Annotated in this window: 19 protein-coding genes and 3 pseudogenes; 13 read left to right on the top strand and 9 right to left on the bottom strand. The window is 67.7% G+C overall.

Going from position 1 to position 20400, the window contains the following annotated elements; all coding sequences use genetic code 11:
* The first annotated feature begins 2 nt into the window (after window positions 1-2).
* The 4 genes from HQ306_RS05595 to HQ306_RS05580 are packed head-to-tail and all read left to right on the top strand — an operon-like array spanning window position 3 to window position 2804.
* Window positions 3-1064 carry an NAD(P)-dependent oxidoreductase gene (locus HQ306_RS05595; RefSeq protein ID WP_222628108.1) on the top strand — a complete coding sequence of 354 codons (1062 nt, stop codon included), beginning with the start codon at window positions 3-5 and terminating at the stop codon, window positions 1062-1064.
* 2 nt (window positions 1065-1066) lie between these two features.
* Complete coding sequence (locus HQ306_RS05590; RefSeq protein WP_222628106.1) at window positions 1067-1723, top strand: glycosyltransferase family 2 protein; 657 nt, start codon at window positions 1067-1069, stop codon at window positions 1721-1723.
* Entirely contained in the window at window positions 1720-2400 is a 681-nt protein-coding gene (locus HQ306_RS05585; protein WP_222628099.1) for a DUF2064 domain-containing protein, read from the top strand. The genes HQ306_RS05590 and HQ306_RS05585 overlap by 4 nt, the downstream gene beginning before the upstream one ends.
* Window positions 2352-2804, top strand: a complete 453-nt coding sequence (locus HQ306_RS05580) for a GtrA family protein (RefSeq protein WP_222628097.1) — start codon at window positions 2352-2354, stop codon at window positions 2802-2804. Before HQ306_RS05585 ends, HQ306_RS05580 begins: the two co-directional genes overlap by 49 nt.
* A gap of 18 nt (window positions 2805-2822) precedes the next feature.
* On the opposite strand, the gene HQ306_RS05575 is transcribed toward HQ306_RS05580, so the two are convergent.
* Window positions 2823-3848: a hypothetical protein gene (locus HQ306_RS05575; RefSeq protein WP_222628095.1), complete on the bottom strand. Its 1026-nt coding sequence runs from the start codon at window positions 3846-3848 to the stop codon at window positions 2823-2825.
* A 190-nt stretch (window positions 3849-4038) separates the two neighbouring features.
* Here HQ306_RS05575 and HQ306_RS05570 point away from each other — a divergent pair, with 190 nt between their 5' ends.
* Window positions 4039-4980 carry an alpha/beta hydrolase gene (locus tag HQ306_RS05570; protein WP_222628093.1) on the top strand — a complete coding sequence of 314 codons (942 nt, stop codon included), beginning with the start codon at window positions 4039-4041 and terminating at the stop codon, window positions 4978-4980.
* A 320-nt stretch (window positions 4981-5300) separates the two neighbouring features.
* On the opposite strand, the gene HQ306_RS05565 is transcribed toward HQ306_RS05570, so the two are convergent.
* A complete protein-coding gene (locus tag HQ306_RS05565; RefSeq protein WP_222628091.1) occupies window positions 5301-6164 on the bottom strand; it encodes an NAD(P)H-binding protein in 864 nt (287 codons plus the stop codon).
* Window positions 6165-6195: 31 nt separating this feature from the next.
* Between HQ306_RS05565 and HQ306_RS05560 the strand changes: the two genes are divergently transcribed.
* Complete coding sequence (locus HQ306_RS05560; RefSeq protein WP_374197693.1) at window positions 6196-7167, top strand: AraC family transcriptional regulator; 972 nt, start codon at window positions 6196-6198, stop codon at window positions 7165-7167.
* 358 nt (window positions 7168-7525) lie between these two features.
* Here the strand turns inward: HQ306_RS05560 and HQ306_RS05555 are convergent, their stop codons facing one another.
* The gene (locus tag HQ306_RS05555; protein ID WP_222628089.1) at window positions 7526-8374 is read right to left on the bottom strand and encodes an NAD(P)H-binding protein; all 849 of its coding nucleotides are present in this window, start codon (window positions 8372-8374) and stop codon (window positions 7526-7528) included.
* 80 nt (window positions 8375-8454) lie between these two features.
* Here HQ306_RS05555 and HQ306_RS05550 point away from each other — a divergent pair, with 80 nt between their 5' ends.
* The 3 genes and pseudogenes from HQ306_RS05550 to HQ306_RS22740 all read left to right on the top strand — a co-directional run.
* Complete coding sequence (locus tag HQ306_RS05550; protein ID WP_222628087.1) at window positions 8455-9171, top strand: TetR/AcrR family transcriptional regulator; 717 nt, start codon at window positions 8455-8457, stop codon at window positions 9169-9171.
* Between the two features lie 156 nt (window positions 9172-9327).
* On the top strand, window positions 9328-9897 hold the full coding sequence (locus tag HQ306_RS05545) for a hypothetical protein (RefSeq protein ID WP_222628085.1): 570 nt from the start codon (window positions 9328-9330) through the stop codon (window positions 9895-9897).
* Window positions 9894-10700, top strand: a pseudogene (locus tag HQ306_RS22740) (PrsW family intramembrane metalloprotease); the annotation flags it as partial. The gene HQ306_RS05545 and the pseudogene HQ306_RS22740, both read left to right, overlap by 4 nt.
* Window positions 10701-11216: 516 nt before the next feature.
* Here HQ306_RS22740 and HQ306_RS05535 read toward each other — a convergent pair.
* The 4 genes and pseudogenes from HQ306_RS05535 to HQ306_RS05520 all read right to left on the bottom strand — a co-directional run bounded on the left by HQ306_RS05535 (window position 11217) and on the right by HQ306_RS05520 (window position 14693).
* Window positions 11217-11942, bottom strand: a complete 726-nt coding sequence (locus HQ306_RS05535; RefSeq protein WP_222628083.1) for a TetR family transcriptional regulator — start codon at window positions 11940-11942, stop codon at window positions 11217-11219.
* 290 nt (window positions 11943-12232) lie between these two features.
* Window positions 12233-12742 (bottom strand): annotated as a pseudogene (locus HQ306_RS22080) (SDR family NAD(P)-dependent oxidoreductase); the annotation flags it as partial.
* A gap of 35 nt (window positions 12743-12777) precedes the next feature.
* Window positions 12778-13770, bottom strand: a complete 993-nt coding sequence (locus tag HQ306_RS05525; protein ID WP_222628081.1) for an SDR family oxidoreductase — start codon at window positions 13768-13770, stop codon at window positions 12778-12780.
* A 188-nt stretch (window positions 13771-13958) separates the two neighbouring features.
* Entirely contained in the window at window positions 13959-14693 is a 735-nt protein-coding gene (locus HQ306_RS05520) for a GAF and ANTAR domain-containing protein (protein ID WP_222628079.1), read from the bottom strand.
* A 407-nt stretch (window positions 14694-15100) separates the two neighbouring features.
* Here HQ306_RS05520 and HQ306_RS22735 point away from each other — a divergent pair.
* Together HQ306_RS22735 and HQ306_RS05510 are read left to right on the top strand one after the other, a co-directional pair.
* A pseudogene (locus HQ306_RS22735) lies at window positions 15101-15419 on the top strand (histone-like nucleoid-structuring protein Lsr2).
* A 49-nt stretch (window positions 15420-15468) separates the two neighbouring features.
* Window positions 15469-16152, top strand: a complete 684-nt coding sequence (locus HQ306_RS05510; RefSeq protein ID WP_222628077.1) for a hypothetical protein — start codon at window positions 15469-15471, stop codon at window positions 16150-16152.
* A 39-nt stretch (window positions 16153-16191) separates the two neighbouring features.
* Here the strand turns inward: HQ306_RS05510 and HQ306_RS05505 are convergent, their stop codons facing one another.
* The gene (locus tag HQ306_RS05505) at window positions 16192-17514 is read right to left on the bottom strand and encodes an FAD-binding protein (RefSeq protein WP_222628075.1); all 1323 of its coding nucleotides are present in this window, start codon (window positions 17512-17514) and stop codon (window positions 16192-16194) included.
* A gap of 37 nt (window positions 17515-17551) precedes the next feature.
* Window positions 17552-18553 (bottom strand): phosphotransferase family protein, encoded by a 1002-nt coding sequence (locus HQ306_RS05500; RefSeq protein ID WP_222628073.1) that lies wholly within the window; start codon window positions 18551-18553, stop codon window positions 17552-17554.
* Window positions 18554-18565: 12 nt separating this feature from the next.
* Here HQ306_RS05500 and HQ306_RS05495 point away from each other — a divergent pair, with 12 nt between their 5' ends.
* Together HQ306_RS05495 and HQ306_RS05490 are read left to right on the top strand one after the other, a co-directional pair.
* Entirely contained in the window at window positions 18566-19366 is an 801-nt protein-coding gene (locus HQ306_RS05495) for an MFS transporter (protein ID WP_308115489.1), read from the top strand.
* A 14-nt stretch (window positions 19367-19380) separates the two neighbouring features.
* On the top strand, window positions 19381-20265 hold the full coding sequence (locus HQ306_RS05490) for a LysR family transcriptional regulator (RefSeq protein WP_222628070.1): 885 nt from the start codon (window positions 19381-19383) through the stop codon (window positions 20263-20265).
* Window positions 20266-20400 lie beyond the last annotated feature (135 nt).

Raw genomic sequence — 20400 nt, 5'->3', positions numbered from 1 at the left:
CGATGCACGTGTTACTCACCGGCGCGGCCGGTTTCATCGGTGAACACATTCACGAAGCACTACTGGCGGCCGACCACGACGTGACGGCTGTCGACGCGTTCCTACCCTCGGCGCACGGCTCGACGCCACTGCACGCGCCGAACGTCACGACGGTCGACGTCCGCGACCCCGGCGCTCTGGACGATGTCATGGCGGGGGTCGATGTGGTGTGTCACCAGGCCGCCGTCGTCGGAGCCGGCGTCAGCACTGCGGACGCACCCGCATACGCCAGCCACAACGACCTGGGTACTGCCGAAGTACTTGCTGCGATGGCCCGAGCCGAGTGTCGGAAGCTGGTTCTGGCGTCATCGATGGTCGTCTACGGCGAAGGTCGCTACCGCTGCCCCGTGCACGGTGTCGTCCGTCCGCGCCCCCGGAACCCGTCGGATCTGCGGAACGGGGTCTTCGATGCGAAGTGCCCGGAGGGTGACGAGCCGGTGACGTGGGAGACGGTGGACGAGGACGCTCCGCTTGAGCCCCGAAGTCTCTATGCAGCAAGCAAACTCGCGCAGGAGAACTATGCACTCGCCTGGTCGCTGGCGACGGGCGGATCGGTCACGGCGCTGCGCTACCACAACGTCTACGGTGACCGAATGCCGCGTGACACACCGTATTCCGGTGTCGCCGCGATGTTCCGCTCATCGCTCGAGAAAGGTGAATCACCGACTGTGTACGAGGACGGTGGGCAGATGCGAGATTTCGTCGATGTCCGGGACGTCGCCGCCGCCAACCTTGCCGCCGTCGAGCACGACGGAGCGGGGTTCGTGGCCTGCAACGTCTGTTCGGGACACCCGATCTCGATCGGTGAGGTGGCCCGCATTCTGTGTCGTGCACACGGCGGCGGCATCGAGCCGAAGGTGACGGGTCAGTTCCGTCCCGGCGACGTGCGGCACATCGTTGCCGGTGCCGATCGGGCCGACGAGATTCTCGGATTCCGAGCTGCCGTCGGTCCGGACGAGGGGCTCACGCGGTTTGCGTCGGCACCGCTTCGGGCGGCATCCGATGGCTCGGCCCCGGTGGTGTGACGATGATCGATCCTTCCGATGTCACGGTCGTACTCCCGTGCCGCAACGAGGCGCAATCTCTTCCCGATGTTCTCGACGCCGTGCCCGACGGCTATCACCGCCTGGTCGTCGACAACGGCTCCACAGACGGCACCGCGGACGTGGCCCGTGCGCACGGGGCGGAGGTGGTCATCGAGGCGATACCCGGATACGGCTCAGCCGTGCACGCCGGAATCACCGCTGCTCGAACGACCGTCGTGGCTGTCATGGACGGGGACGGGTCGATGGACCCTCGCGAACTGCCCGGTCTCGTCGCAGCGCTGGACTCCGCCCAACTCGTCGTCGGTCGGCGCCGCCCGGTGCACCGCAGTGGCTCGCCGTGGCACGCCCGCCTCGGCAACACGGCCATCGCCTGGCGTCTACGCAGACGACTGAAGATCGACGTCCACGACATCGGCGCTCTTCGGGTGGCCCGCCGCGACGATCTGCTCTCGCTCGACGTCCCGGACCGACGCTCCGGCTACCCGCTGCAGCTGTTGGTTCTCGCCGCTCGGGCAGGGTGGACAGTGGTCGAGCACGACATCTCGTACCGCCCGCGGACCGGGGGAGTGTCGAAGGTGTCGGGGTCGGTTCGCGGCACGGTGGTGGCGGTCTGGGATTTTGCGAAGGTGATTCCATGATCGATGCGACGCTGCTCGTCATCGCGAAAGCGCCGGTACCCGGCTTTGCCAAGACTCGACTGATGGCCGCCATGACCGCCGAGGACGCCGCGTCGGTGGCGGCCGCGGCGCTGCTCGACACACTCGCCGCGGCGAGGCAGGCTCCTTTCGCCCGGCGGGTGGTCGCGATGACCGGCGACCTGGCCGAGGCGATGCGCAGCGACGACATTCAGAGGTCACTGGCTGACTTCGACGTCATCGATCAGCGCGGCGACGGCTTCTCGGAACGGTTGATCCACGCGCATCGCGACGCCGCCGGATGCGCTCCCGTCGTGCAGATCGGCATGGACACGCCGCAGGTCGACCCCGCGATGCTGGCCGACATCGGTCGAGCCTTGGAGCCGTCGTCGGCGATCCTGGGCCGTGCCGAGGACGGAGGATGGTGGGTGCTCGGACTGCACGACGCATCCGATGCCCGGGCCCTGCGGGCAGTGGAGATGTCCACCGACCGCACCGGGGACGACACCCGGGACGCCCTGCAGCGCTGCGGCCTCGTCGTCGGTGCAGCACCGACTCTGCGTGACGCCGACGAACTGGTCGATCTGGCCCCCATCTCCCGAGTGTGTCGCCCGGACAGTGAATTCGCCCGATGCGTGGATGCGCTGCCCGTTCCGAGGCCGACGGGGGAGACACTCTGACCGCGACCTCCGGCACCCGGAGTGTGCTGTTCCGCTTCTATCTGGTCGGCGGTGCGAGCGCCGCCGCGTACGTTCTGTTGTTTCTGGTGTTCCGAGTCGTCATGTCGTCCCAGGCCGCGAACGTGCTCGCGCTCCTGGTCTCTGCGCTCGCCAACACCGCGATCAACCGCCGGTTCACCTTCGGAATCCGTGGAACCGATGCGATCGTTCGCCAGTACGTGCAAGGGCTCGTCGTCTTCGCCCTCGGGCTGGCGGTCACCAGCGGCTCGTTGGTACTCCTCCACAGGTGGGTACCCGATGCATCGCGAGCAGTCGAGGTGTCCGTCCTGGTGGCCGCGAACCTCGTGGCCACGGTCGTGCGCTTCGTCGGGTTGCGCCGGGTGTTCACCGAACACCGATCGTGAACGTCGCACGAGCACGTGTCACGACACGTCGACACTGTCGGCCGGGATGATCTGCAGGCTAGAGTCCGCGCCGGGATCACTGCCTGTCACCAACACGTTTCCCGTTCGTGAATCCACGGCGACGGAATTGGCCTGACGAACCGTCGGCAAGTCGACCACGGTCCGCGGCGATGCCGGCTCGGCCACATCGACGACACGAAGGATGTTGCTCTCGGTCAGCGTGATCAGAAGGAGCTTCCGATCGGCGTCGTAGGCGAGCCCGTAAGGATTGCCGGGTGCGTCGATGCGAGCGACCTCGCTGATGTCGGGAGTGATGCGTTCGAGGTATACCGCGCCACCGTCGGTGTCGGCGAAGGCAGCGAGGTCGGCGCCGAGGGATGTCGCATGCGTCAGTTTGGTTCCCAGTGGGGCCTGTGCAACGAGTTCCTGGTCCGGCCCGCTGTAGATCCAGATCCCGTTGCCCTGCACATCTGCGACAGCTGCGTAATTGCCGACGGCTGCAACGCCGCCCGGTTGCACGGGACCGGCGGGGAGAGATGCGGTCACGACACCGTTGCGTACGAAGACGACTCCGCCGCCCATCTCGTTGGTCACGACGGTCGCGCCGTCGGCGGTCACCACGGCATCGTGCGGTTGCCGTCCGACGCCGCGGGTGGTGGAGAGCGTCGCTCCGTTCGCCGGATCGACCAGGAGCAGTTCGTCACTGGACTCGAGGGGCGCGAGTACCGGTCCGTCCGGGCCGGCGAGGGAGAGGTGTCGCGGCGCACCGACCGTCGGCACGAACGATCGCTCGACTCCGGTCGCCGCGTCGAGCAGCCTCAGGCCATCGGGTTCACGCACTGCGGCGACGGCGATGCCGGACGACGTGACGACGATTCCCTCGGGTGCGCCCGGAAGCGGAACGACGGTGCCGATCGGATCCTGCGCTGCGGGCGCCCTAGCCGGTTCGGCGGCGGGTGTCTGCGTCGGCCCGGGTGCAGTGTCGTCGGTGGAACAGCCGGCGACGAGAGCCAGTACCGACAGGGCGACGACGATGCGTTTCACGGTGAACCACCGAACTTGTCTAGTGCGTCCGGATGTTCATCGTGTGCGTACCCAGCACGTTCACGCGGGAAACCCGAGTCGAGCTCCCACGAGCACAGCCGAGCTGGAGTCTGTCGGAATCGGTGCACGGAGCCGGGCTGATAGCGTCGATCGTCTCCACGCTTCATCGCACGAGGGGAACGACGAGACGATGACGGGCACACTCACCTGGCACGACGACATCAGTCCGCAAGCACGCGTTCTGTCGGCGGCGATGAAGGCGGTCCTCAAGCCGACCCTGAGTATGTGGCCGCTCACCGACGGCGGCATCAAGGCCATCGGGCACCTCGATCGCGTCGTCGACCGACTGCCGAAGCCGCCTCGCGTCACTATCGACCAGGTGGTTCTCGGTGGTGTGCCCTGCGAGAAGACGACACATCCTCGGACGGCCACCGGCTCTCTGGCCGGTGCGACGGTTCTCTACTTTCACGGCGGCGGCTTCGTCTTCTGCGGACTGGCGACCCACCGCGGTGCGTGTGCCATGATCGCCGCCCGTGCGGGTGTTCCGGTGTACTCCGTGGAGTACCGGCAGATTCCGTACGGCGGCATCGGTACGTCGATCTTCGATGCCATGGCCGCCTACCGCGCCGCGTCGGCGACGGTGGCCGATCCGTCGAAGATCATCGTGGCGGGAGACTCGGCCGGCGGTTACCTCGCGATGAAGGTCGCCGAACTGGCTGCGCTGGAAGGGTTGACACCACCCGCGGCCGTTCTGGGATTCTCGCCGTTGCTCAATCTGGACCTGAGGAGCCATTCCCGTGCGTTCATGAAGCGGGACGCGTATCTGCCGATGAAACAGGTTCTCGCGCTGGAGGATCGTTGGATGAACGGGCCGGACGCCATCCCGGGCGCAGCGTCTCCGATCGATGCCGATCCATCGGTGTTTCCGCCGGTCTTCCTGTCCTCGGCGCAGTACGAGTTGATGCGCCCGGACGTGGAGGCGATGACGCGCAAGCTCGAGGACGCCGGCCGGATCGTCGAGACCCATGTGTGGCGCGGTCAGGTGCACGCATTTCCCGTGTTGGCAGGCGTACTTCCGGAAGGCCGCGAGACGCTGCGGAGCGCGGTGGACTTCGCTGCACGCCACCTCTGAGCCGTTCAGGCGACTGATTCGAGCGGGTCGTCGCTCCCGCGTGAGCGCACCTGCCCGGCTCGGTTGTCTAATGCCGGCGACGCATCACACGGAGACTGGCCACACTCATCGCGCGCGCCGCGAGCTGCGCGACGATCTCGACAGCGAGAACGTGGTGGATCAGTTGTGGCGTGCGTGTACCACCGGCTGCTGCTCCCTGATCAACCGATCACACCCGACTTCGCCGACCGCCTGATCGACAATCTCTTCGCCGGCATCGGACGCGGCCCGCCCTCGTGAGTACGTGACCCGTCGAGAACCGTTCTGCGCTCACACGGCGCTCACGCCCGCGACGCCAGGTAGTCGTCCACCGTCGTCGGGGCGCGGGAGTCGTCCCCCGTCGCGGCGACGCGTCCTGCAGAGAACGCGCGGTGCATCTCGACCTGCAATCTCGCTGCATCGTCGGAGAATCCGACCTGGAATAGCTGGGTGATCGTCTCCTCGTCGGGGAGCTGCTGGTAGGGGAGATGGCCGATGCCCTGTGCTCGGCCGACCGCGGCGGCGACGTCCATCAGGGTGAGATCGACTGCGGTCCTGATCTCGCGGATGGTGGTGCCCTGGTGGTCGGGTTCCTCGACTGCGTCGGCCGCGGCTGCGCCGACGTCTCCGGCCGCCACCATCGGCAGGGGCACGTCGGGGGCGATGGAGTCCTGGAGTGCCCCGATGTGGCGGAGGTGGGGCAGGACGGGGTCGAGATTGTCGAAGAAGTAGCCGGGTCGGAGAAGGACGAGATCGGTCTCGAGGGCGGTGAGTCGCTGCTCCTGAGCGTGCAGTGCGGTGAGGAATCCGGTCCCGTGCTCGAGTTCGGCGCCCAGGGAACTGAGTGCGACGACGCGTGGCACCCGTGCTCGTCGGAGTGCGTCGGTGATGGAGGACCCGATGTCGTTCATGTGTGCTCGGACGTCGGGTGCCGTGGGGTCGAATGGGACGAGGACGTAGGCCGCGTCCACGCCGGTGAACGCGGTGGTGATGAAGTCGGTGTCGGTCAGGTCGCCCGTGTGCGTGGTGGCAGCCGGGTGTGCGTGGGGCCGTGCGGTGCGCGCGACACGGCGTACTTTCCATCCGCGGCCGAGGAGCGTGTCGGTGAGGCGTCGTCCGGTTCGGCCGGTGGCGCCGAGAACAGTGATGGTTCGTTGTGTGGTCACGATGGTCACGGTGCCGGGTTCGTGGTGGACAATGAATACCGTGGAGTCCACCGTTGATGATCGATCGTCCAGGATGTGGCGCGGTGACGATGCGCTCGGCGACGCCCTGCACTCGCTGCGGATGCGTGGGGTGTTCTACGTTCGATCGGAACTGACGGCTCCCTGGGGTCTCGACATCCCCGCGATGGAGGACTGCCTGTGGTTTCACGCACCGGTGGTGGGATCGTGCCTGCTCGAGCTGCCGGGGACGAAACCTCGGCTGGTGGGCGAAGGTGAGTGCGTGCTGGTCCCGCACGGTCGAGGCCACCGAGTGGTGGACGATCCGTCATCCCCGTCGGTGTCGATGTACGACCCGGAGCCCGAGTGGATCTCGGACCGCTTCATCGTTCTGGAGCACGGCGGCGGGGGCGAGCGGGCCGTGTTGATCTGTGGCGCCGTGAAGTTCGATCATCCGACTGCCCGCTCACTCCTCGACGTGCTGCCCGATGTGCTGGTGGGTGATCGCGGGTCTGCGGTCTCGGCCGCGGTACTGGAACTGCTCGCGAACGAGGCCGCTGCCCGCCGGCCGGGTGGGGAGGCCGTGGTGACGCGGCTGGCCGACATCCTGATCATCGATCTCGTCCGAGCGTGGCTCCGAGAGGAGGGCGCTGAGATCGGCGGCTGGCTGGGGGCGTTGCGCGACAGACAGATCGGTGCCGCGGTCATCGCGATGCATCGGTATCCGGAGCGGCCGTGGACGGTGGCGGATCTGGCTCGGACGGCGGCGATGTCTCGATCCGCCTTCGCCGCGCGCTTCACCGCGCTGGTGGGTGAGGCCCCGGTGGTCCACCTGACCCGTCGGCGCATGCAGCTCGCGGCGGCGGAGCTCGCGAGATCGAACGCCACCATCTCCTCGGTCGCGGCCTCGTTCGGATACGGGTCCGACGCGGCGTTCTCGCGAGCGTTCACCCGCACCATGGGTCGGTCCCCGTCGTCGATGCGGCATTCAGGGTCGGCGTCGTAGGGGCATCCTGTTGTCCGACATCCCCTCACATCGGACGATGACTCGGAGCGGCACGAACGGAGGCTATGCCTCAGCCTTCCGCGCTGCCACACGGTGGGCGGCATCCTGCACGAACCAATAGGCCACCAGGCCGACGTACACGCCGACGAGCCCGCCGGTCACCCGTACGCCGCGCCGACGAGACAGAGACTCCCACGACACAGACATCGCACACCCTCTCACCGAACACGTCACCGATCCGGTGATTGTCCTCCGAACATGCCGATCAGCACAACGGCTGCGGGTGAGGGCGGAACGACCGGTCTGAGTCTCGCTGTCCTGGAGTGCCACCCTCGACCTTTGACGGGCGCCGTGGAGGCTACGCGAGAGTCAGCGCGTCGCGCACGGTCGCAGGCGACCTGCCGAGCAACTGTCCCAGCAGGGGATCGATGCCGGCGAACCAACCGCCGGCTGCAGCGTCGAACATCCCGAGTGTGAAGCGAGCCGCGAATTCCGGCTGTCCCGAAGCGACCCGGGCTGCGATCCAGTCCTCAGGGTCCATCAGGACTCGCCGTACCGTCCGCCCGGCCACGTCGGAAGCGATCGCCGCCACCTCCTCGAAGGTGGGTGCGGACTCGGCGGTCACCGTGACCGGTCCGTCGTACGCGCCGTTCGATGCGATGATCGCCGCCGCAGCCTCCGCCGAATCCGCTCGGGACGTCCACGACACCGGACCGTCGGCCGGAACGGTGATGACGCCGGACTCGCGCCAGGGGCCAGTCGACCAGGCCAGGCTGTGGGCGTAGAAGCCGTTGCGCAGCGAGGTCCACGGCAGGCCGGAACCCGCCAGCAGCCGCTCCGTCGCCGCGTGGTCTCGACCCGGACCGAATGGCGTGTCGTCCGCGGCCCCCTGATGACTCGTGTACAAGATTCGCCCCACGCCCGCGGTGACGGCCGCGTCGATCGCGTTGCGGTGCAGGGAGACTGCGTCGGCCCTCGGATCACTGGACGAGACGAGCAGCAGCTGATCGGCATTCGCGAACGCGTCCGGCAGCGACGCCGGGTCTGCGTAGTCGCCGTGGCGCACCTCGATGCCGAGATCGGCGAAGCGTCGGGCCCTGGACGCGTCTCTGACCGCCACCGCGATCTCCGAAGCGGGGCGATGTCTGAGCAGGTGGTCGACAGTGGCGCCGTTCAGCGCGCCGGTGGCGCCGGTGATGACGATCATGAGTGCCTCAGTTTCGTTGGCATCGCACCGGTGTTATCGATGGAAACATAACGGTATCACGAGACTGTTATCGTTGGAACGTGATCAAGCCGACCAGCACTCGAGACGACGTCCGGGCGCGGATCATCGAGGTCGCGGCCGCCCTGCTGCGCGATCACGGCGTGGCCGCAGTGACCACTCGTGGGGTTGCCGAGGGTGCCGACGTACAGCCCCCGACCATCTATCGACTGTTCGGTGACAAGGACGGTCTCCTGGAATCCGTCGCAGAAGATGTTCTGGCCGAGTTTGTCTCGATGAAGAGACGCATCACCGAGACGGCCGCGTCGCAGGGCGTGGATCCCCTCGTGGACCTGCACGACGGGTGGCTGACGCAGGTCGAGTTCGGCATCGCCAACCCGGAACTGTTCCGGATGATGAACGGCCCGCAGCACCTGACACGATCTCGCGCGGCGCAGGCCGGCATGGACGTCCTCCGGGCTCGGATACACAGGGTCGCCGAGACGGGCCGACTGCGGGTGAGCGAACAACGGGCGCTCGGACTCGTCCAGGCAGCGGGTGTGGGCACGATCTCGGTGCTTCTCGCGACTCCGGCCGAGGACCGCGACGACGAGTTGGCCGACGCGATGTTCGATGCCGTCATGCGGCAGATCCTCACCGACCCGCCCGACCGCGAGCAGGACGACCACGCCGCCGCCGCGGTCGCTTTTCGTGCGATCACGCCGGCGTTGGACACGTTGAGCGCCGCCGAGCGCGCGGTCATGGTCGAGTGGCTCGATCGGGTGATCGCCGGACTCTGACACTCGACTCGCCGTTCTCGTCGAGGTCGTTCACGGCGGACTGCACGGACCGCGTGGTTTGCGACAAAGTACGAACAACGACGAGTTCGAGGGGTATCCGTGACACCACTGTTGAACGCTCCTGCACATCGACATCGAGTACCGGTCGAACACCGTGTGCTGGGTCTCGACCGTCGAACGTGGCCGCCGGCGCTCGTCGTGCTCGCTGTGTTCCTGGTCTTCACCGTGGTGGTTCCGCGCATCGACGCTGCCCTCGACTGGGACGACCCCGTTCTGGCAGGGCAGCAGCTTGCACTCACCGACACCCTCGTCTTCACCCCCGTCGCCGGTTACGACGTCGAGTCCGGCTTCCGTGTCGGAGACGGAGGCACGTTCGGCGATGCCACCCTCGCCGGGGCCGGCATCACCTTCCAGGTGTCGACAGACTCGTACGACGGCACTCCCGATCAGCTGCTCGACCAGGTGCAGAAGGTCACGTCCCGGACGGACGACCCCACCTTCCGGGTCGACGGGAACAGGGCCACTCTCACCACGGCGGCCGGCGAGACCGGAGTCGCGCAGCCCTACAACAGCGTGCGAAGCGACGGGGTGATCGCGGCCTTCGTTCTCGGCGGCACAGGGGTCGACATCACTGCCTACGGGCCACCCACCCAGATGACCGCAGCCCTCGACGACGTCCGAGCGATGATCGCGAGCATCCGTACCGTGTACGGGGACGACGCATGAGCACTGTCGACCCCCGCACGTCTCCCGAGACGGTCGGCACGGAAGCTGGTCAGCGCCGAGCGGAAGCAGTCGAGATCTCCGGGTGGGGTGCGAGATTCCACTTCGTGCAGCCCCACAATCTGTCGTTCTGGGTCTACCTCGCGTTGACCGCCATCGGCGCGTTCCAGGCATGGGCCTACTTCGCGCCGAGCGCCGGGTTCTACGCCGAGGCACTCGCCGTCGCGGCGGCGCTGTGTGGGTTGTGCGGACTCGCGTGGTTCGCCTGGTTCCACCACATCGACCGGTGGGAGCGGCAACCAGGCGGGCTCGTGGTCGCTGCCCTCGTGTGGGGCGCTGTTCCGGCAACGTTCGCCTTTGCGATGACCGTCAACACGGCGATGCTCGGCATCTACCCCAAGCTGTTCGGTCAGGAATGGAGCGCGAACTGGGCGGCAGGTGCGACGGCACCGTTCACCGAGGAGGCGACCAAACTCTGTGGTTTCCTGCTCCTGATGAGCCTTGCCCCGCGTCTCATCCGCACCGCGAACGACGGCCTCATCGTCGGAGCGTTCATCGGGCTCGGATTTGCCGTGTTCGAGGACTTCCTCTACGCGGCGAGTTCCACTGCTCGGGCATTCGGCACCGATCCCGTGGGCAACGCGGTGCACATGTCCGTCGTACGCATCGCCGTCAGTTTCGCCTCCCACCCTCTGTTCAGTGCCCTCGTCTGCACCGGAGCCGTGTATCTGATCGGGACGGCAGCGCAACCCCGGCGGGTCGGGCGTGGTGCGGCATTCGTCGTCGCCGGCATGTTCCTCCACTTCACATGGGACGACGCCGGCGGTCTCGGTGGCGGCGGTCTGGGAAACTTCGTGGTGATCCTGGCGTCGGTCGTCATCGGGTTCACGGTGCTGACCATCGCGTTCCGCCGGGCCGCACCGCGTGAGTATCAGTTCGTCCGCGACATCCTCGCCCCGGAAGTCGAGGCCGGTGTCGTCACCGATGCCGAGGTCGACGGTGTGCTGGACACGAAGGCCCGCAAGGCATTCGTGAAGTCCGCGCCCACTCGGAAGGCCCGACGAGCCCGCAAGCATCTGCGTCGCGCCGTTCTGGACCTGGCGCACGACGTCGCCCGCGAGAAGGGGGGAGGACACCGAGTTCGTACGCCACTCTCGCAGCGAGGTCGAGCGGTTACGAGCAGCGGCCGGCTGATCGGCTCGGGCCGGGTGAGATCGGTCGAGTCACCGCAGCGAGCTGGTGAAGCGTCCGTCGAGGCCTGCACGTTTCATGGCGCGCCTGTGCAGAGCATGCGGTGTGGAGGTCTATGTCACCGCCGCGAATCACGTTCGTCGGGGGCCAGGTATCAGCAGGGGAACGCGGTCCACCAGGTCGAGTGCGACATCGGGAGAGGCGCCGTCGAACACGGCGGTGTGGATCCCGCGCATGGCGCCGGTCACGAGTTGCGCTGCCGCGGCCACGTCGGTGTGGCGTTCGATCTGACCGGCATCGGCCGCTCTGTGCAGCAGTTGTTCGATCGCGACGACGAAGTCGGTGTGCCACCCCTCGGCGGTTCCTTCGCTGCGGGGAACACCGATGTTGCGGAACAGCACGTGGGTCGCCGGAGTGTCGTAGATGGTGGCCGCGGCGATGTGCAGGAACGATCGCAGCTGTCCCAGAGGATCGTCCGGCCACGTCGCCTGCTCGGAACGCGTTGCCATGCGGTCGATCAGCGTGGTGGCGGCATCGTTGACGGCTGCGTGGAACAGGTCGCGTTTGGTGGGGAAGTGGTGGAATGCGGTCCGAGCCGCGAGTCCGCAGTGCTGCGCCACGGCCTCCACGGTGATGTCGCCGTAGTCGGAGTGTTCGAGCAGCGTCTGGGTGGCGTGGACGAGCCGAGTCGGCGCCGGCCCCGGGTCGTCCGTGGTGTCGGACGCGGCCCACCGATAGAGAGTGGTCGGGTGGACACCCAGATCAGATGCGACGGCGGTGGGACTCTCTGTTCCCTCGAAGGCACGCTCCACAGCGGCGCGACGGTCGGCCGCAGTGAACTTCGAGGCCCTGGCCATGATCGTGACACTACAGTCCGAGTCGGCCGAGCGGGGACGGCAACTCGGGAGATCAGCGCAGCAACCGCGCCACCGCCGGAAGTAGTACCCGAGGTGGCGTCAACGCTGCCGTGGCGGCCGCGATGGCGTTCCTCCGTCCTGAGATGGCCTGTGGACGTGAGGGTTCTGGCGTCGAGGGCGCGCATCGCGGTGGCGACGACCTCGGCCGGTGACTGGTACGAGCCGGTCGTCGCGGCGGACTCGCCGATGACATCGAAGAACTCGGTGCGCGTCGGCCCCGGGGCGAGTGCGAACACTCGGACACCGTGGCGCCTGGACTCGTACCACAGCGACTGCGTGAAGCTCAGGACGAACGCCTTGGCTGCGGCGTAGACGGCGAGGGTGGGGACGGGTTGGAACGCCGTCGTGCTGGCGACGTTGACGACGGATCCGGTGCCGCGGGAGATCATGTCGGGGAGGAAGGCAGAGCAGATGTCCACCACCGCGGCGACATCGACCGCCAGGAGCCGCGCGAGGTCGTCGGCATCGTTGTCGACGAACGGGCCCTGTACTGCGAAGCCGGCATTGTTGACGACGAGGTCCAGTCTCTCGGGAACCAGGGTCCGCAGTCGACGTCCGGCTGCGGGTTCCGACAGATCATGGGAGACCGTACGGCAGTGGATGCCGTGTGCACGTTCGAGTTCGGCTGCGAGAGCGGTCAACCGGTCCTCCCGTCGTGCCACCAACACCAGGTCGGAGCCGCGCGCGGCCAGGGCTCGGGCGAACTCGGCCCCGATGCCGGAACTCGCTCCGGTCACCATGGACCGCGCTGGTCGGAATGGATCCTGCGAGCGACTCATCCTCGGGAGTCCTTCGACCGATGCCCACGCTCGGAGGCGGACCGGCGGGCGAAATCCTCGTAGGAGGTGGGTTCGCGTCCGAGCAGTGCGGGAAGCACGGTCAGATCACCGGCGGGAAGTCCGTGCCGGTCGTAATGCGACATCATCGTGCGGTACGCCTCGCGCGCATCGTGCGGCCAGTCGTTCATGCCGCGGGGATTGGCGGCCGCGCCGACTCCCCGCACGAGGTGGCTCGCGGAGTGCATTCCGGTCGCCCGGACGGCCTCGACGAGGATCGGTCCCAGCGCGGGCAGGGCGGCTGTCCTGTGTCTGAGCGATGACGGCGGGATGCGGAGAGCAGTCACGCGATGGCCCAACACCGTCGACCAGATCGCCGCCATCTGGTGGCGAGTCAGTTCGACGGTGGACAGGTCGTAGGTACGCCCGGTGTGTGGGTCCGGATCGAGTGCGATGGTGGCGGCCACCTCGGCGACATCGGCGAGGTCGACCACTCCCATGACGCTGTCCGGTGAGACCGGGTACGGCATGACGCCCGCGTGCAGAAGGTCCCACACCTCGAGGTAGTTCTGCATGTAGTGCGACGGTCTCAGGACGGTGGTGGGGATCGCGCTGTCGAGCAGCATCCCCTCCGCGATGTCCTTCTGCCGATGATGGGTCAGCTGGTGCAGTTCGGGGTGGATCACCGAGTGGAACACGGTGTGCTGCAGACCATGTGATGGTCCTGAAGCGATGAGGTGATCGATGATGGGTCGCTCGTCGATGATCTGGGTCGGAGCCGCGTGGTACAGGACGGTCGTGCCGGCGAGGGCCGTGTCGAGTGTCTGCGGGGCTCTCAGATCGCCCACGACGACCTCGGTGGCCCCGTCCCGCCGAGTCGTACGGGCCTGGTCGTCGTTCTTCACCACCGCTCGTATCGGAACACCCCGTGATGCCACCTGTCGGACGAGCAACCGTCCGACACCGCCTGCGGCACTGGTCACTGTGATCATGGAACCCCCTCCGGTCTCCGCACCCGGACTCTCCCACGTGCGTACTGCGAATATTGCATATGCAATGCATATTCTGCAAGGAGTGCGGACTGCTCACGCGTCGCGAGCAACTCCGCTGCTGCTCTCGCTCGGACGTCGGGGCGGTCCCACCGACTTTGTCTGCACCGCGACGGTGCCTCCGCCGGTGGTCAGAGATCGCCGGTCGGCGCGGCGGCGCTGACGGACTCGACGAACTCGGTGGCGATGTCGCGCACCTTGCGATTGAGATGTTGGGAGCGGGTCGACAGCACAGTGAAGGCCGCATCCTCGTCGATGCCACGCAGTGCCATCAGAATGCCCTTGGCCTGTTCGATGGGAGCCCTGTGCACCAGCGCGTCCCGTAGTCCGGCGATGGTTCCGTGTAGTTCGCGGCGACGTCGAGCCCTCTCGAGAGCATCCGCTGTCACTCCCGTGAGCAGCTCGACGAGGCGGTGATCGAGATCGTCGAAACCCTGTGGTGTACGGGCGAACAGGGTCAGCGATCCGACCGGCCGATCGTCGCAGACGATCGGCGCACACAGCATGGTGTTGATGCCGACGCGGCGAGCAGCAGGTCCGAGATGCGGCCATCGATCGTCGTCGACCGTGCAATCGACGACGATGGTGGCGGCCGTGCGAGCCGCGTGCAGACAGGGACCGTCGTCGGCGGAGTACTGCTGGTCGTTGATCGGCGCGATCTCCGTGCTTGAGGCTGCGGCGGTGAAGGTGACATCGCCGATCGACAGCGTGATGCCGCAGTGGTCGGCGGCATCGACGAGGGTGCAGGCGACGTCGGTCAGTCGATCGAGCAGCTCGGCGACGTGGTCGTCGTCGGCGAGTGCGGCAACTGCCCGGACGGCCAGAGCGAGCCGCAGCTCGGGCGGTGTGGGGTCCGACGTGGTCACGGCGCTCTTTCCATCACTGTCTCAGGTCGCGCCGACCGGTGACGGGCCTCGCGAACACGGGAAGTCGGTGCCGACCGCCGTCGGTTTCGACAGTCGAGCACCGAACTCCGGGTGCAGCGGGGCACCTGCGGAGAATTGTGCCCGGTGGGGGACCACCCTGAAACACCGCTCGAAGATCACCATGGAGTCGAGAGAAAATCTCCCCTCACGGAAGGTTGAGTGGCACCGGACAGGGTACGGACACGCACAGACAGCGGCGTCCAGAGTGTGGCGGCTTCCTACTACCTACCTATACAACGGCAGATCGGCCCGTGCGGGGTCACCCTGCGTGGTCGTTCGTACGTGTGTCCGAGGAGCTCCGCGTGGTTCGCAAGGTTGACGTGACGCTGATCGACGACCTGGACGGGATGTCCGCGGACGACACCGTCGTGTTCGGTTACCGGGGAACATGGTTCGAGATCGACCTGTCGTCCGAGAACGCAGCGCAGATCCACGGCCTGCTCACGGAGTGGAGCACCCGAGGACGTCGGTCGGAGGACATCTCGACGGTGCGGCGTCGGACGGCAGCGGACCGCGGCGATCCGCACGTGGGCGCGTGGACATGGTTTCGCCATCGCCGACCGCGGGCGCATCGCCGATTCTGTCGTGGCGGCGTATCGGACGCGAGCACGTCCGCCGTCTCGTGAGGATGCGACCTGCCCCCGTCGTCGCGGACGGGAAAGCTGAACGAGGCGTGCGCGAGTCGATCTGCGAACGCCTGGTGGAGGGATGGACCATGAACGACCCCGGTGACGCGACCGCGTCCGACGTGCCTCGACTCGGCCCGGGGGAGCGGTTGTCGGATTTCGTCGACGTGTGTGTCGGGGTCGCCGGCGCGGACGGTGGCGCGGTGGTCGTGTCGTCCCCGCGTCACCCCGATACGCGACGCGTGCTGCACACCACCGACTCGTCGGCGGAGAGGATCGCCGACCTGCTGTACCTGCACGGCGCGGATGTCGATCTCGTGTCGAGTGACCGTGCGGTGGGCCGGACGATCATCGTGGACGACCGCCACGACGGGGCGCGGTGGCCGTTGCTGATCGACGACCTGGTGGCATTGGATGTCGGGTGGGTGAGGGTGCTCCCACTGGGCGCGGTGGACGCCCCCCTCGGGTGCGTGCAACTGCACCGGCGCTCGGTGTGGAGCGGGCCGTTGCCGGCAGGAACGGACGTCTTGATCGGACACCTGGTGCGGGTCATCGGGCCCGTGGTCGCAGGCGACGCCGCGCTGGCGACCGTGGACGGGGACGAGGCAACCGATCTCACGAGCGTGGCCATCGGCATCCTGGTCGCGCGGCATGCCGTGGCGGTCGATGTCGCGTCGGCGATGTTGCGGGCCGGAGCGGTCACTCGGGAGCATTCGTCGGTGGAGGAGGCGCAGCGCATCATCGCCACCCTCCACGGCCGCGAGGGGCCGTGACACGCGCAGCGCGGCGGCGGCATCATCCTTCCCGAGGGGTCACCCGGCAGTCTCCGCGGCGACGAGTCCGAGTACCAGAGCGGCCGCCAGACCGCCTGCGTACGCGCGGTTCCACAGGCCGCCCGTGTCGGAACCGGCTGCCAGCAGGCCCGGAATCGGCTCGCCGTTCGGTGTCAGAACACGGGCGTCGCCGTCGACTCTGACGCCGTGGAACGGGAAGGTGACGGCCGGGACGGCTTCGATGACGTAGTAAGGCGGTTCGTTCAGCGGGCTCGCATCCAGCGCTCGGCCCGGCACAGGGCCCTCCGCCGACGTGGTGGACTCGTTGAAGTCGGCGATCGCGGCCGCGATGGCGGCTCCGTCGTATCCCCAGTCCTCCGGTAGGTATTCGAGCTCCTCGAGCGTGTCCGCTCGTCCGACCCGACCCCCGCGCTTGCTCGCCAGTGCGAACTTGTCGACGGCCACGGCGCCCTCGACGTACGACGCCAGGACCCAGTCCCGGTGCACGCGAGCGTCCGCCACGAGAAGCCCGCGTGCCTCGCGCCGGTCGAGCAGAGCCATCGTCGTCAGGTGATCACCGAGTGTCTCGTCGACGAAGCGCGTCCCGTCGAGATCGAACAGGAGCGCGTGTTCGCTGTAGTACAGCGACATGTCGACGAAATCGGACGGGTCCGTCAGGGTCACCCCGCTGGGAATCAGGTGCCCGTAGAAGCCGGCGTTCATCGCACCGGCGGCAGCGCCGACGCTCTCGGCGAGTGTCAGGCCCACGCCCGTGCTGTGGGGGTTCGAGCGCAGTTGCATGCGCCCTGCATTCGGATGAACGTGCTTCTCGAGCAGCGCTGCGGACCCTTGGAAACCGCCCGTGGCGAGCACGGTGTGCGCCGCCCGCACGTCCTGTGGTTCCGCGGTGCCGGTCCGGATCACCGCGCCGGTGACGACGCCGTTCTCGAACGTCAGGCTCTCGGTGCACGTGTTCAGAAGGACCGATCCGCCGGACTCGAGGACGATCCGCCTGCACAGATCGACGTACTGGTTGGTGTCGAACTTGTGTCCTCGCCCGAAGGACAGGATTCGCTGCGCATCGCCCACCTCCACACCGGTGTCACGTAACCACTGCACGCCGTCCTGGAACCGGTCCACCAGCAGTCGCCTCAGGGCAGGGTTGCCGTGCGGGTTCTGTGCGTCCATGACGGTGTGATCCGGTGCCGTCCAGACGTATCCGGCATAGCGCGCGGATCCGCCGACATCCGCACCGACCTCCACCACGACGACGGATCTGCCTGCGGACGCGGCGCGGGCTCCGGCGGTCAGACCGGCCATCCCGCCGCCGATGACCAGTACGTCGCACTCGATGTCGTTCATTGCTGTCGGCCTCTCGATCAGAAGTGGTGTCTGCGGGTCACCGTGAGAACGCGCGCAGCCCGGCTGCGGCGAATTCGGCTGTGGCGTGGGCGGCTGCTGCGGCGGTGCCGTCCGTGTCGTCGGAGGTGGCGGCGCGGTGTGCGATGCCTTCGGCGATGACGGCGATCTTGAAGTCGGCGAGGGCGCGGTAGAAGTTCCAGTGGGCGAGGTCGCGTCCGGATACGGCGGCGTAGTGCTGGGCGAGGTCGTCGGCGTCGGGGTAGCGGGGGGAGGTCCAGGCGGCGTCGACGCCGAGGACGGTGTCGAACATGGGTTGCCGGTAGGCGCACATGAGGGCGATGTCGGTGAGGGGGTCGCCGAGGGTGGACATCTCCCAGTCGACGAGTGCGGCAACGGTTCCGGGTTCACCGTGGGTGAGGATGGTGTTGTCGACGCGGTAGTCGTTGTGCACGATGGCGGCGGCGCAGTGGGTGGGGACGGCGTCGGTGAGGGCCCGGTGGAGTCGGTCGATGTCGTTCAGGTCGCGGGTCTTGACGCGGTGCCATTGCCGTCCCCAGGTGGCGACCTGTCGGGCGGTGAATCCGTCGGGTCTGCCGAAGTCGGCGAGTCCGACCTCGTGGTGGTCGACGGCGTGCAGCGCGGCGAGGACACGGACGAGTTCGCTGGTGTTGGCGGCGATGTCGTCGTCGGTGAGGGCGTCGAGGTCGGTGCGGGTGCGCACGACCTGTCCGTGGACGAACTCGACGACGGTCATCGGAGCTCCGAGGGTGGCGCCGTCGGCGTCGAAGGCGACGGCGGTGGCGACGGGGACGTCGGTGCCGGCGAGGGCGCGGGTGACGGTCCACTCGCGGGCCATGTCGTGGGCGGAGGGGGTCAGTCCGCTGACCGGGGGGCGCCGCACGATCCACGAGGTGGTGTCGTCGTGGGCGCGGTAGGTGAGGTTGGACCGTCCTCCGGCGATGCGGTCGACGCGCAGGTGCCCGGTGATGTCGATGCCGTTGTCGCGCAGGAACGTCCCCGGGAGTCGCGCGCTCGCCACCCGATGCTGGACGTGCGGCTGTTCACGAACATGCGCTTCACGGCTGCCAGTGGGGCAGTCACCAGTGCGTTCTTCGCGCTGTTCGGGTTCATCTTCCTCGTCACCCAGTACTTCCAGTCCGTGCGCGGCTTCGGTGCCCTCGAGACCGGCGTGCGCATGCTGCCCGTCGCGGGATCGCTGGCAGTGTTCTCGCTGGTGGGTCCCCGCCTGGCGGTACTGGTCGGTTCCAAGATCGTGGTGGCCGCCGGCCTGGCATCGTTGACGGCTGCGTTCCTGTGGATCTCGCAGATCGACACGGGCACGTCCTACCTGCAGATCGCGGGTCAGATGGTGCTGCTGGGCGCAGGCCTGGGTCTGACGAGTGCCCCTGCGACGGAGGCGATCATGGGAGTCGTTCCGACCGACAAGGCCGGGATGGGATCAGCGGTCAACGATGCCACCCGCGAACTCGGCGGAGCACTCGGTGTCGCCGTGATCGGGTCGGTCGCACTGTCGGTGTACCGGGACGGTCTGAACACGACGCAGTTGCCGACCGTCCTGATGGAACCCGCGCAGGAGTCGGTGGGCGCCGCGCTCGAAGCCGCACGCCAGGCGGCGGACTCGTTGGGTTCCACCGGGGCACTGCTCGGGTCGCAACTGTCCGATCTCGCACGGGAACGCTTCGTCGACGGCTTCACCACCGGCAGTCTCGTCGCCGGGATGGTCACCGCCGTGGCCGGTGTGTTGACGCTGGTCTTTCTCCCCTCGCATCCCCTCCCTCCGCATTCCGACGACGTGTCGCACGATCACCCCGACGTGAGCGTGCGCCGCTGACATACGCTCCATCGGTGCCGACTCTGCGAGCCCTGGAATGCTTCGTGGCCGTCGTCGACGCCGGCTCTGTCACCGCGGGAGCAGCCCAGCTGCATCTGTCGCAGCCCGCGCTCTCCCATCACCTCGCGTCGTTGGAGACGGAGATCGGGAGTCCTCTGCTGGAGCGGCTTCCGCGAGGCGTGCTTCCCACGCCCACCGGCCGTGCCGTTCTCGTCGATGCGCGGATCGCGTTGGCAGCGGCCGAGCGCGTTCTGCGAACCGGACACGCTGCGGCACAGGGTGATGCGGGCCGGCTACGCCTGGGGTGCGCGGAGAGCATGACCGTCCCGATCCTGGCGCCGACGTTGCGCACCTGGACCCGGAAGCATCCGGACATCGGTCTGGATCTGACCGAGTACACCAGCGCCGACGCGATGGCGACGGCGATCACGGACGGCGACCTCGACATCGCAGTGGGGCCGGCGCCGTCGCGCGGGTCCGCAGCGATGACCGAGATCGGGACCGAGGAGATCCTGGTCGTGATTCCGGAAGGTCTCGATCTCGCCGACGAGGACGCCGTCTCCTGGCCGAACCTCGCCGGCAGGCCGATCGTGCACTATCACCCGTCGAACGGCCTTCGTGGATGGTTCGACACCGTGGCTGCGACGCACGGAGTCCAGCTCGACGCTGTCACGCACACTCGACATGCCACGACTGCAGCACAACTCGCTCACGCAGGGTTGGGGGTCGCGCTCGTGCCGGCCGCCGCCGTTCCCGCTCGCTTCGCCGGGATCGTCAAGTCGATGACACCCCCGCTGACGCGGTCGGTCGTCGTGATGGTCGGGGCGACGTCGGACACGCTGACACGGATGTTCGCGGCCGACCTGGTGTCCCGAGGCGTCGCTGCCCGCAGCTTCTGAGCACCTCGGCCCGGCGGCTGTGTTCCCGGACCGGTACCTTCCTCGACGTTCACACTGCCACAGGCGCGGCATCGTGCCATGCTGGACGCGTCATAAGCCGTGAATGTCGGGTTCGTCGCTCGTGACGTGCGCCCG

The sequence above is a fragment of the Rhodococcus sp. BP-160 genome, assembly GCF_019836205.1.
Classification (GTDB): domain Bacteria; phylum Actinomycetota; class Actinomycetes; order Mycobacteriales; family Mycobacteriaceae; genus Rhodococcoides.
The sequence above is the reverse complement of the archived record's forward strand: the minus strand, read 5'-3'. Positions and strand labels throughout refer to the sequence as shown.